Below are 12,586 nucleotides of genomic sequence, written 5' to 3' on the forward strand. Positions count from 1 at the left end.
TCACTATTACACGCACCTCGATCTGTAGCCTGTACGCCGTCAACCGTTAATATTGGCCAGATATCCTGTCGCGGCGTTTCTGCATTGAATCGACCCGTACACAACTCCCAAGCTGCACCTGGACTTATCCATTGTCATAGTAGAGCGGCGTTTCTGACCTTAAGATGACCCGTGTATTACATTGCTGTAATGGATGTGTAATCCTGTTTACCCTGGCTAGTCGGAACATGCGTTGCTCCCAGCACAAAGCGGGAGAACCGCCAGCAGGGATTTCAAAGGTTCAGGAACCAGGATCCGCAAAGGCGGAACCATTCACGAAACAGGTATCGCAGTTGTTATACCAGCGGGATTACCGGCCTGATCAGGCCGTTTTGGGAGGATGAAAAATACGTGAGGGGAGCCGCGCCAACAGTGGTTCCGGCGGGGTATTGAACACATCGCAGGCGGCATGATTCATAGTATTTTTATAAAATGAACCGACAGCCCCAACTGTTCCCGAGGCTGAACAGGTTGGCGCACAATGACTGGCCGATAGACAGCCTGAGTCACAATGACCGGTTAAGCACTTACCGCAGGGTTTGGACAAATCACTACTGTCGGCAATTTGGTGACAGGGCATTGTCGAAGCAGTGAGGCTATGCCCTGCCGCCTGTTTACCATACTCATTCGGGTTGAGAGGATTGGAAGTGGCCGCTGGGACTGGGAGCGTATGGTCCAGATCCGATACTGAGGCGATCGCGCCAATATTGGGCGCACTTGCTGATACTGGAGAGTGAACCTGTATATCTCCGGGTAATGCAGCCATCAGTGGTTGCGCAAGCAACCCCCAAATGACCAGCACAATACCCAGATAATGAACCATATCGGCCCCCCTTTATTGACCGTTTTAATCTAGCAGATCTGATATTGCCAGTTCTTGATCTGAATCAAATGTTTGACACCGATGTGTTTCTCATCGGTTCCACAACCAGAACCAACGGAGAGGCCAAGAATATAGGGTTAGAATTCAGAACGGCGCACCCGAACTTTATAATCGGGTACGCCAGGTTCATTGATTAAGTTCCGTCATTACCCTTGCTCTGCTTCCAAAGCAGATAAACCGCCGGCAATACCAACAAGGTCAACACCACGGCACTCAGCATTCCACCCACCATAGGCGCCGCAATCCGACTCATGACTTCCGAACCGGTACCCGTGCCGTACATAATAGGTAACAGCCCCACGATAATCGCCGCTGCAGTCATCATCACGGGTCTTACCCTTAGGCCGGCACCGTGCAACACCGCGTGGCGCAATGTTTCCTTTCGCGGTTCAACACCTTTCTGCTCACATTCTTCCAGCATATGGCGATAGGCCTGATTGAGGTACACCAGCATGATGACCCCGATTTCTACTGCTACACCTGCCAGCGCAATAAACCCTACGCCAACAGCGACAGAGAAGTTGTAGCCGAGCAAGTACATCAGCCAGATCGAGCCCACCATGGCTAGCGGCAGAGTCCCCATGATGATCGCGACCTCGGCAACGCTGCGAAAATTGAAATAGAGCAGCACGATGATAATGGCCAACGTCAGTGGCACCACATAGGTGAGTTTTTCTTTGGCTCTTAGCATGTATTCGTACTGTCCCGACCAGTTGAGGGAGTAGCCTGCGGGTAGCTCGACCTGATCGGCCACCACAGCCATGGCATTTTTTACGTAACTGCCAATATCCACGCCATCGATGTCAACAAAGGTCCAGCCATTAAGGCGGGCATTCTCGCTCTTGATGGCAGGTGGGCCGTCTTCCACATAAACACGAGCGACATCCCCCAATGCAATGCGCTGGCCACTGGTTGTTACAATAGGCAGCAAGGCCAGTTGTTCCGGCGAGTTACGATAGTCCTGCGGATAACGCAGATTGACGGGATAACGCTCCAACCCTTCGATTGTCTGCGCGACGTTCATGCCGCCGATAGCAGTGGCCACCACCTGCTGCACGTCAGCGATATTGAGACCATAACGCGCTGCCTTTTCCCGCTGAATATCCACCTTGATATAACGGCCACCCGCTACTCGCTCGGAATACACTGAGGCGGTGCCAGGTACATCTTTGAGCACCTGTTCCAGACGCTTGCCGATTTTTTCGATTTCCCTCAGATCAGGGCCAGCCACCTTGATGCCTACCGGGGTTTTAATACCCGTGGCCAGCATGTCGATACGGGTTTTGATGGGCATCACCCAGGCATTGGTCAGTCCAGGAAACTTCACCAAGGCATCCAGTTCCTTTTTTAACGATTCCGTGGTCATGCCATCGCGCCACTCCTCTCTCGGTTTCAACTGGACAAAGGTTTCAATCATGGTCAGGGGCGCCGGGTCAGTGGCTGTTTCTGCCCGACCGATTTTGCCGAATACGCTTTTCACTTCGGGCACCGTGGCAATCAACTTGTCAGTTTGTTGCAGGATCTCCCGTGCTTTACCTATGGACAGCCCCGGATAGGTGGTGGGCATATACATCAAATCGCCCTCATCCAGGGGGGGGATAAATTCGCTACCTATCTGGCTGACTGGCCAAAACCCGATAACCGTAATCACCAGGGCTAACACGAGCGTGGATTTAGGGTAATTGAGCACGGTTTTAAGCGCAGGCATATACACGCCAATCAACGCGCGATTGAGTGGGTTTTTGTGCTCGGGCAATACTTTTCCGCGAATAAAATAGCCCATCAGCACGGGCACCAGCGTTACCGCCAATGCAGCGCTTGCGGCCATCGCATAGGTTTTGGTAAAGGCCAGCGGCGAGAACATACGGCCTTCCTGCGCCTCCAAGGTAAACACCGGCACGAAACTCACGGTGATAATCAGCAGGCTGAAAAATAGCGCCGGCCCCACCTCGGCAGCAGATTCCGCGACTACCTGCCAGCGATTTTCGTTGGTCAGTGGTGTTCGCTCCATATGCTTGTGCATGTTCTCTATCATGACGATGGCGCCGTCGATCATGGCGCCGATGGCAATGGCAATCCCGCCCAACGACATGATATTGGCGTTGAGTCCTTGCGCATGCATGACGATAAATGCGACAAGAATACCCACTGGCAAACTGACAATGGCCACCAGACTGGAGCGGATATGAAACAGGAAGACGACACACACCAGGGCCACGACGATGAACTCTTCCAGCAATTTGTGCCACAGGTTTTCCACCGCACGCTCAATCAGGCCGGAACGATCATAGACCGTCACGATTTCCACACCCTCAGGCAACCCGGCCTTGAGTGTCTCCAGCTTGGCTTTGACGCCATCAATGGTTTTTTGCGCATTCTCGCCAAAACGCATGACCACGATGCCGCCCACCGTTTCACCTTCGCCATTGAGTTCGGCAATGCCCCGGCGCATCTGCGGCCCGACGTCGATGTCCGCCACATCCTTTAACAGCAAGGGGGTACCGTTTACGTTCAGGCCCAAAGGGATATTGGCCAGATCATCACGCCCCTGGATGTAGCCAGACGCGCGCACCATGTATTCCGCTTCGGCCATTTCCACCACCGACGCCCCGACCTCCTGGTTACCCCGCTGGATCGCCATTTGGATATGGGACAGCGGGATGTTGAAGGCCCGTAACTTATCCGGGTGAACCCTGACCTGATATTGCTTCACCATGCCACCCAGGGCGGAAACTTCCGACACGCCGGGAACCGTTTGCAGCTCGTATTTCAAGAACCAGTCCTGCAGGCTGCGCAGCTGGCTGAGATCGTGCTGACCGGTGCGGTCCACCAGCGCGTAGAGGTAGACCCAACCCACACCGGTGGCATCCGGCCCCAATTGCGGCCTGGCATTGGGCGGCAAAGTCGGTGCCACCTGCGACAGGTACTCCAGCACTCGCGATCGCGCCCAGTAAGCATCGGTATCCTCATCAAAAATGACATAGACATAGGAGTCGCCGAAAAAGGAGTAACCCCGAACCGTAACGGCGCCAGGCACGGACAGCATGGCTGTAGTCAGTGGATAGGTGACCTGATCTTCCACCACCTGCGGCGCCTGCCCCGGATAACTGGTTTTGATAATCACCTGCACGTCCGACAAATCGGGAATGGCATCCACTGGCGTGTTTTTCAGGGACCAACCGCCGATCCCCACCAGAATCAGGGTGGCCAGCAGCACAAAAAAGCGGTTTTGGACAGACCAGCGGATAATACCTTCAATCATGGCTTGTCCTCCCCGTTGCGCTGGCCTTGATCCATATCGATCGCATCATGGCTCATACCCTGATGCTGGCTGTTGTCCATGGATTGCCCGTCCCCCTCCCTGGGCGCATCTTCGGACACCTGTTCCAGTCGATGGATCTGGCTGATCACGTAGTGGTTGTCCCCGTTCCGCTGAATCTCCACATGCAGCTTCATGTCGGGTTTCAGCCCATCCAGATCCACTGCGGGGTCCACAGTAAAATCCATCGTCATGGCCGGCCATTGCCAGGCATCGATGGGGTCGTGAGCCAGCTTGAGCATTCGGTGTTCGACCATGACGCCTTCAATACGGGCGTCGACCGATACCGATGCCGGTGTTTCAGGCTGGGTATCGTCATCCGGGCTGTGGTTCATGCGACGAAAATCCGAGGTCTTGCTGGATTCGGAATCAATCAAAAATTGAGCGGAAGTCACAAGCCGGTCGCCCTCGTTGAGCCCCGACAGAATCTCCACCTGGTTCTCGCCAATCCGCCCCACCTCGACGGCGATGGATTTAAAGCGCCCGTCACCTTTAGCCAACACGACCCGCGATTGACTACCCGTGCGAATCAGTGCTTCACGGGGAATGAGCAACGCCTCCCGAGCGGGTTGTGTCGCTATCGTCATTTGCGCAAACATACCCGGCCGCAAGTAACCGTCCGGGTTGTCGAATCGTACCCGCACCCGAGCTGTTCGAGTCTGGGTATTCAGTGACGGGTAGATATAGTCAACCGTGCCAGACCACGTGCGTCCTGGCAGATAATCGAGGTACATGCGCACTGCATCGCCCTCTCGCACACTCATAACCTGACGCTCGAACACTTCTCCTATGACCCAGATATGTTCCAGCTGCCCGATGGCCATCATTTCCATACCGGGTTTCACAAACATGCCTTCACGGACCATAAGATTGTCCAATACGCCGGATTGCGGGGCCTTGATGGTGATGGCCTGACTGACCTTTGCGGATTTTTTCAGTCGGTGGATCTCCGATTCCGGCACCTGTAAAGCCGACAGCCGTTCCATGGCAGCAGTGATTAGTGTTGGGTTATTTCGCTTTAATGCCAGCAACAGTTCTTCCTGAGCATTGACCAGGGTAGGCGAATATAAGGCATAGAGCGGTTCGCCTTGAGTGACCGGATCTCCGGCGGCTTTGACATGGAGTTTTTCAATCCAGCCTTCTACCCGTGGATGAATGTGAACAAGACGGTCTTCATCATATTGCACATAGCCCACGGTATTGACAGAGACGTCCAGCTGCCCCCGAGTGGCAGGCGCTGTACGTACGCCGAGGTTATTGACCACATCGGGAGAGATGGTGACTGTGCCAATCTCCTGATCGCCGCCCGCGTTTTCATACACTGGTATCAGATCCATCCCCATAGGGGATTTACCCGGATTATCGCGCTTATAATTGGGATTCATCGGCGCGACCCAGTAGAGTGGTTTTTTCTCGGTTGCAACGTCATCATCGCCCGTGGTCCCTTTCATACGCCATAGGGCCGAATAGTGAGCAAGGGTCGCTGTCGCAATCAACAAGGCAACTGTAATGAAAAAAGATTTATTCAATTGAATCTTCATGGGGTTAATCCTTCAGCGTGTTCTCTGCTGGTGGCGGGAAACGGTTCTGAACCATTTTTGGACAAGAGGTAATTCAACTCGGCAATCATCTTCAGCCGATCAATCCTGATCGTTAAAAAGTCGATCTTGGCATTTAACTCAGCAATGCGGGCGCGCACCGCTTCGGCAAAGTCGCCGTCGTCGTTGTTGTAGGCGGCCAGGGCAGCTTCGGCCTGCTCTGACATTTGCGGCAATAACTGCTCGGCGTAGAGCGCGCGACGATCATTCAGGCGCTGTAGCTGGACCAAGGCCGTATCCAGTTCCGCCATCAGCTTTCGCGCCATCAGTAACTTGTCAGTTTTCAAGGCCTCGGCCCGAGAAGTGGCCGCACTGACGTCTTTATCCTGTCGCTTGCCGGTGAAAAGCGGCAGGTCAAAGGTCACACCGACAGAGAACAAATCAGCGCGGTCGCGACCCATGGGATCATCGTCCCTATAGCCGTATTGGGCGGAAAGACCCCACTCAGGTTTATATTTCTGGCGCGCTAATTCGACCCCGGTCTCCATGGCATCAATACGCTGATCAAGTGCCAGCAAGAGTGGGTGCCGATTGACCTGTTCATAGAGCAAACGATCACTATCCGGCTGACTTCCCACCGACGTCGGCTCATCACCGTACTGACTGGGCACAAGCTGCGCTAACGGCAGACGGGCGCGACCGCCGACCCACTCGGATAAACGCTGCTGTGCTGACTCCGACTGTTGCCGCAGCACCGTCAAACGATCGTCCAACCGGGTAAGCTCCAATTGGGCCCGGATAATATCCTGCTGGCGGGCACGTCCCAGTGCCGACGAATAGCTCGCTTTGGTTGCATCCACCAAATGTTCAAACAGCGAGCGATCCCGCTCAATCAATCGAATGCTCTCCTGGGCCCTGAATGCTTCCAGCCACAGCTGCGAGACAGTAGCCGCTACCTTGGCCTGGCGATTCTGCCTGAGCAATGGCTCCTGTTCCGCCAACTCCTGTTTCTGACGGCTGGACAACTCCAGGCTATCGCCGCGAGGAAACATCTGACTAACACCTACAGTGAGCTGCGTCATAGGCTCCTGGTTGATATCGAAGCTATCGGTAGGAAAGTTAGCCGCCATCAGGCTGACCTTGGGGTCTGGCAGCGTCGATGCTGAAATTGATTCGCTGGTCAAAGCGTCTTCGCGATGCCGGCTACCGTTCAGCCAGGGATCCGTGGCAATGGCATGGGCGATGGCCTCATCCAGACTCAACGTATTAGCCGGGCTCTGCGCAAATACAGGAAGCCCCACCAGCAAAAACAATAAAAATACCCATTGAATGTTCATCGTTATATGTCCTATTGCTGATCGCGACTATTCACAGATGCAAACACGTCAGCCGAACCGTCTTTTTTAAGCAGCCATACCTTGTAAGGCGTAAACCTGTCACCCATCTCCATACCAGGGCTGCCTGCTGGCATGCCAGGCACACTAAGGCCGATGGCGTCATCGGGAGGGTTTTCCAGAAACTGCTGAACAAAGCGCGCAGGGATATGGCCTTCGAACACATAGCCGTCGCTCGAAACTGCCGTATGGCAGGACTGGAACTCAGGTGCTATGCCATAGTCATTTTTAATGCGATTCAAGTCCGACGGGTGGTGGGTTTTTGTGTCAAAACCAACATCTTCCATATGGTGAATCCATTGCTGGCAGCATTGACAGGTGCGGCTTTTATAAACATCCAACGTGGCAATCGTTGCGCTTTTAGTTGCGTGATTTTCGCTTTCGGAACAAGCGGTAAGAAATAACAGGAATACGATCAGCGCCGGAAAGCGCAGATAGGTATGTAACGGCTTCATGATGACTCCCAATCAAGAGTTGCAGTGAACGCGCTCGTAGCGATGGCGCGTTTTAAACATACGTTATGGGAGTTTTGATCTCCCGCTTATCGAGTCGTCAGACGCCTGAATTTCAGGCGTACCAACCCTACTTCAGCGGGAAATGGGGGGGGCGAAACAGCGAGGAAGCTGCCTGGGAGAGGAAGGAAACCGAATACGCTGTATTGAGGGTTTGAGAAAACTGAACGGAAAACGGCGACAGTGTACTCACCACCGCAACGCTTGCAGAGATGCAATCCAACTGAGAGCAGTGATCCTGGCTGCAACAATCAGCGGCATCAGCCGTAAGGGCATTATTGATCTGGATATTGTTTGCCTTGGTATGGCTTCCATGATCCATTGCCCCCGTCATTACTGGAACATCAGGTTCGTGACTCATCTTGTGGCAGGGCAATTTCGCAACAGCGAACGACTGGCTGGTAAAAGCCAGTAACGCGAAGATCGCCATGTAAAATCTGAATCTGCTAAGCCACATAATCTGCAAATGGTTATATTAACATTAGGAAAGATACCTTATTCTCTCGAAAGTTCAAACATAACGCCCTTGATGATTGACATAGATCAATCAACGGATACTTCCATTAAGCGCCAGAACTGCAAATATTGACTTGAGGCCCACCCCGTCAGGATTGACCTGCGCTTCGAAGCACTTCATATGCAGTGTGCAGAAAAACCACAGCCACAACACTGGCGACTATTAATAAGTCCGGCCAATAAGAATTGAGCCAAATAACCAGAACCCCTGAAATAATCACGACGTACAACCGACCGAAAGAGGCTTCAACTGTCCAGCCCGCACAATACCTTCAGGCCTTCACAATGAGATAACCGCCCGCCCCCACCAGCAGGCCACCGGCGGCGACTCTGGCCTCCTGCCGAAATACAATCCCTTTCGATAGCCAGGCAATCCGATTGGCTGCCAGTGCATAGGCAACCTTGACACCGCCAACGGCAATGACCGTCACCAGCATAATAAGTACGACATCGGACATTGTCAGGGACGCGATATCGACAAAGGCGGGAAACAAGCTTGCATAGAACAGGATAGCCTTGATATCGCCCAGGGTCAGCGCCAGTCCGGATAGAAAACTGGTCGCCATACCGCCTGTGACCTGACCCGCATTCACAACCCTGGTGTCCGCCGCGTGCCGGATCAACTGCCAACCAACCCAGACCAGATAACCGGCAGCCAGGTAGCGGATCATGGCGAAGAAGGCACCCATGATTTCAGACAGCGCCACCAGCCCCATCATGGCCATGGTAATAAAGATCAGGTCCCCCGCCACAACCCCCACTGCGGTAGCGATACCGTTACGCACATTCACCGTCGCCGAACGCACAACCACCAGCGCCACACTGGCACTGGGTATCGCGGCCAATGCGCTCATGACAAGGAAAAGCCCGAGCAGATCGTATGCAGTCATCCCTTTTTCCCATTAATTGACAGCATGTCCCCTTCTACCCATGTTATTGGATCCTTGCGCAGATCGTATCGAATGGATCGACTCCCGGGTATCAATGACGCTGCTCGTAAAGATCAATGAACCGACTCATATCCTGCAACAGGTCAGAGATCGACAGGATGGTATCTTCACTATAGGCCGGGGTGTATTCTTCGAGAATTGATGACTGGTTGTCGTACAAGGCAGTGATTTCCGCCAAGGCCTCATCGTCAAAATCATCCGGGAAATGTTCGTAGAGATAAATGACATCATGCAAGTCTCGGGCGGCGGTTCGTCCGGTGAGTGCGCTGAGTTTTTGTTGGATCAGTTTCCCAATCCTGTAGGTGAGGATACCGTTTATCTCGACAAGGTCGTTGTCATTGGGCGTACCGCGCAATGAGGTTTCCAACTTTAGATTCATGCCATCCCCATATGTTATGCGGTAGCGGCGAACCGTTTTTGTGTCCTTGGTGATATCAATCGTTGGGTTTCTCAAGTGGGCTTTGCCCTTGCCGAGCTGCGTAAAAACCTCCTTGATCGAACTGTCCAGATTCAGGGCTTTGGCACAATCGAAATCCAGATCCTCGCTAAAGCGATCGAGGTCATAACACAGCTTCAGGGCTGTCCCACCTTTCAGGATCATCGGCAGCCCTTTCTTGTGAAAACCATGGCACAGCGCCGACATGACCTCTATGTGTTCGCGTTGCTGTTCGTCACTCAAGCTCATTGTCATGCATCCAGGTATCGAGTAACTGCTTCTGTGTTTCGTCCGCCAACGGTCTCAGTTCATCAATCGCTTGCTTCATCTCGCTGGGAGTTATATCGAACATAAACTGATCCAGCATAAAGAAACCAGGGTATTGTGATTTGCGGATGATGCTGGCGAACAAAATATCTTTCATCGCGCGCAGGGGTGTGGCACACAGGATGGTGCCTACATCGACGTTGAATTTCCGCAAGAAAGTACTGCAGTCAAACAGCTCTGTATCCTGAAGGTTGGGTGCGCTGTCGTAATTCTTCCCGGCAACTTGAAATTTATTTCTGTGAAGCATGCCCATCTGATGCCAATCCGCCTGTTTTCCCTTGTGGGGAATGTTCAGAGCACTTAGCCCGGTAATATACGGTTTCTCCACTCCCTGCATGAAAGCCTTTACTTTGTCCTGGAACCATACGGGCCACAAGGCAATGGCTTTGTCGAGTTGCCCGCGGGAAAAACGACTGAGTAGTCGACGTATACGCTGCTCCTGCAGTACGGTTAAACGCCCTTCTTCCTTGTAGAGAAACTCCAGCGCCCGCAAAACCGTCAACAAGCCGCCATTGACCGAAACGAGCTTTTTACCCTCCACCTTGCGAAAATAAAGTGTGAGATTATCGAGTTGGATGGGGCCGATGCGCTTATTGGTTTCGTAACTAATGTTATCGGGCAAGTTGTCGGTTAAACCGAGCTTGTAGGCAGCCAACTCACCAGACGGGGCCACCTTGGCTTGGTATTGCTGTTTGATTGAACGAACAATGCGCTCTTCTTCGGGTGGAAGCTTGCCGAAGAAGGTGCTGGTATAGGGGCGGTAATAAATACCATTGCGAAGCTTCTGGAGCCCCGCTGTTTTGTACAGACGAGAGGCGGCCTTATCGACCTGCTGACTGTCAGGCGACAATTTGTGGAGTGCTCGGCTGGTGATAACGCCACCCTCCGGCACACTCTGCAACTGCAGTTTTACTTGCCCTGCCAAGCTCATCGGTGCCAACTACCTCAATAGTGATAATACATCATGCGATTTTATCACAAAATCAAGGTCTCGGTACAGTTTGACGACGGTAGCCAGCGATACATGCCCCGCCCGACACGCCACACATCCCAAGGACAACGGTAACAGCACACCGGGAAGCCAAATCACGAGGCGAGACCTGCTGGAAAGCGCAGTCACCCTCATAACGGAAGTTTACCTTGGCCGCATTAAGTCCAATTTAATTGGACAAATACCATAGAAATCAAACCTACATGGGTCCATTGCCCTATACGAGCAATCAATCCGGCATCCGGCAATTCCCTTTCTTTGTCGCCCCTCCATGCTCAACCGGGGCCTACTATTCGCCTGCCCCCTTGTTTAGGTGAGTATTTATGCGAACAGGATCGCTGTGGCTTTACGCCGTCACCATCGGATTATGTCTGTGGGCCTCGCTCGCCCGTACCGAAGTCTGGGTAGTCACCGACCAGCACCATCCTGTTGCCGGCACGCCGGATCGGCTGATTGAACTGGATGCCCCGGCGCGTATTGAGGCGGCCTTTTCCGCCGGCTTACCCACCAACCCGGAGAATGCAGCAGCGGCAGTCCGGCAACGCATGGCAGCGGGAAAGAAAGCGCTGCACCTGCGTTTGAGCCGAGCGTACCAGGACGTTATCGATGCCTGGCAGCTGGGGGTTGATCGCATTCCGGCTGTGGTCGTCGACCAGCGCTACGTCGTCTACGGCGAGCACAATCTCCGCCGCGCACTGTCCCGAATCGAGGCATACCGGAGACAGCAACCATGAGACGCCCTCTCCGTCATCGACTTCGCCGCAAAGCTGCCATCATCCTGCTATGCCACGCCCTGCCCTCCTCGGCACTCACCACCGCCGACATTGTCTCGTCCACGGTGTCACCGGACTGCCTCGAATACCGCGTTGTCGGTATCTGCTATTGGTTGTTTTGCACGCCCTACAGTTGCTCCGTCGAAACCTCCATTAAGGTCAGTCACTATGTACCCGACGCGGTGGTCTCCAGTTATTCCAATACCGGCGAAAACCCCTGGGCGGAGGTCGCCGCCATGAGCCCGTCCAACGAAACGGCACAGGCCGGCGGTGACGGCACGACCAACGAATCCCATGAGAACAACCTGGCCAAGTTCAAGAATGCGGATGTCATCGGCCATCCCGGCGGCTATATCTTCAGCCAGTTCGCCGGCCAGTGGGGCTATAGCTGCGAAGGGGCGGGCACGGCCTTTATGCCCTACCTGCTCAGCACCCTGGACACCCTCGCCTGGCGCTACAACCTTCCCGAAGCGTTCTACCCGGAAGCCCTGATACTGGGCAGGCGTGAAATCGGCGCGCGCAGCACCCTCAACCTCTGGGGCAATGTCTACCCCCGCGGCGGTTTCCTGCATCACGTGGACGATCACAAGGCAGGGGCGGTGGTGGCCCAGCGGGCGGGCGACATCGTAACCCGCCGCGGCCAGGTCCACGTCTACCAGCCCCTGCTGGCCAGACAATCCGCGGGGTATTGGCCTGCCGGTGCCCTGATGGAAAGCGATGCCGCCACCGGCAAATGGCAGGAACTGACCCCCACCCTGTCCAGAAGCTGTGCCGTCTTTCCCAACAGCGGGAACCATACTCAGGCCACCCGAGGAGACTATGCCTGGGCACTGTGGCGCCCCTACCAGTGCTGCGAACGGCAAGGCCAGGTGTTTCTCGGCAGCATCGATGTGCAGTGAGGCGACAGA

General features: G+C 54.1%; 10 protein-coding genes. 2 read left to right on the forward strand and 8 right to left on the reverse strand.

All coding sequences use genetic code 11. The features are described 5' to 3' along the window. Window positions 1-1,055 precede the first annotated feature (1,055 nt). The 8 genes from IMCC21906_RS14830 to IMCC21906_RS14865 all read right to left on the reverse strand — a co-directional run bounded on the left by IMCC21906_RS14830 (window position 1,056) and on the right by IMCC21906_RS14865 (window position 10,845). Window positions 1,056-4,184 (reverse strand): efflux RND transporter permease subunit, encoded by a 3,129-nt coding sequence (locus IMCC21906_RS14830; protein WP_047012811.1) that lies wholly within the window; start codon window positions 4,182-4,184, stop codon window positions 1,056-1,058. Then, window positions 4,181-5,782 carry an efflux RND transporter periplasmic adaptor subunit gene (locus IMCC21906_RS14835; RefSeq protein ID WP_047012812.1) on the reverse strand — a complete coding sequence of 534 codons (1,602 nt, stop codon included), beginning with the start codon at window positions 5,780-5,782 and terminating at the stop codon, window positions 4,181-4,183. Before IMCC21906_RS14835 ends, IMCC21906_RS14830 begins: the two co-directional genes overlap by 4 nt. Then, complete coding sequence (locus tag IMCC21906_RS14840) at window positions 5,779-7,116, reverse strand: TolC family protein (RefSeq protein ID WP_047012813.1); 1,338 nt, start codon at window positions 7,114-7,116, stop codon at window positions 5,779-5,781. The genes IMCC21906_RS14835 and IMCC21906_RS14840 overlap by 4 nt, the downstream gene beginning before the upstream one ends. Window positions 7,117-7,127: 11 nt before the next feature. Continuing rightward, window positions 7,128-7,628, reverse strand: a complete 501-nt coding sequence (locus IMCC21906_RS14845) for a DUF411 domain-containing protein (protein ID WP_231580286.1) — start codon at window positions 7,626-7,628, stop codon at window positions 7,128-7,130. A 127-nt stretch (window positions 7,629-7,755) separates the two neighbouring features. After that, window positions 7,756-8,115, reverse strand: coding sequence for a hypothetical protein (locus IMCC21906_RS14850; RefSeq protein WP_047012814.1), 360 nt, complete (start codon window positions 8,113-8,115; stop codon window positions 7,756-7,758). A gap of 358 nt (window positions 8,116-8,473) precedes the next feature. Then, window positions 8,474-9,091 carry a LysE family translocator gene (locus IMCC21906_RS14855; RefSeq protein WP_047012815.1) on the reverse strand — a complete coding sequence of 206 codons (618 nt, stop codon included), beginning with the start codon at window positions 9,089-9,091 and terminating at the stop codon, window positions 8,474-8,476. A 91-nt stretch (window positions 9,092-9,182) separates the two neighbouring features. Next, on the reverse strand, window positions 9,183-9,836 hold the full coding sequence (locus IMCC21906_RS14860) for a nucleotidyl transferase AbiEii/AbiGii toxin family protein (RefSeq protein ID WP_052763561.1): 654 nt from the start codon (window positions 9,834-9,836) through the stop codon (window positions 9,183-9,185). Then, a complete protein-coding gene (locus IMCC21906_RS14865) occupies window positions 9,823-10,845 on the reverse strand; it encodes a DUF6088 family protein (RefSeq protein ID WP_047012816.1) in 1,023 nt (340 codons plus the stop codon). Before IMCC21906_RS14865 ends, IMCC21906_RS14860 begins: the two co-directional genes overlap by 14 nt. A gap of 383 nt (window positions 10,846-11,228) precedes the next feature. On the opposite strand from IMCC21906_RS14865, the gene IMCC21906_RS14870 reads away from it, so the two are divergent. After that, entirely contained in the window at window positions 11,229-11,639 is a 411-nt protein-coding gene (locus IMCC21906_RS14870; protein ID WP_052763562.1) for a TIGR03757 family integrating conjugative element protein, read from the forward strand. Next, window positions 11,636-12,577, forward strand: a complete 942-nt coding sequence (locus IMCC21906_RS14875; RefSeq protein WP_047012817.1) for a TIGR03756 family integrating conjugative element protein — start codon at window positions 11,636-11,638, stop codon at window positions 12,575-12,577. The genes IMCC21906_RS14870 and IMCC21906_RS14875 overlap by 4 nt, the downstream gene beginning before the upstream one ends. Window positions 12,578-12,586: the final 9 nt, after the last annotated feature.

Source organism: Spongiibacter sp. IMCC21906 (genome assembly GCF_001010805.1).
Taxonomy (GTDB): domain Bacteria; phylum Pseudomonadota; class Gammaproteobacteria; order Pseudomonadales; family Spongiibacteraceae; genus Spongiibacter.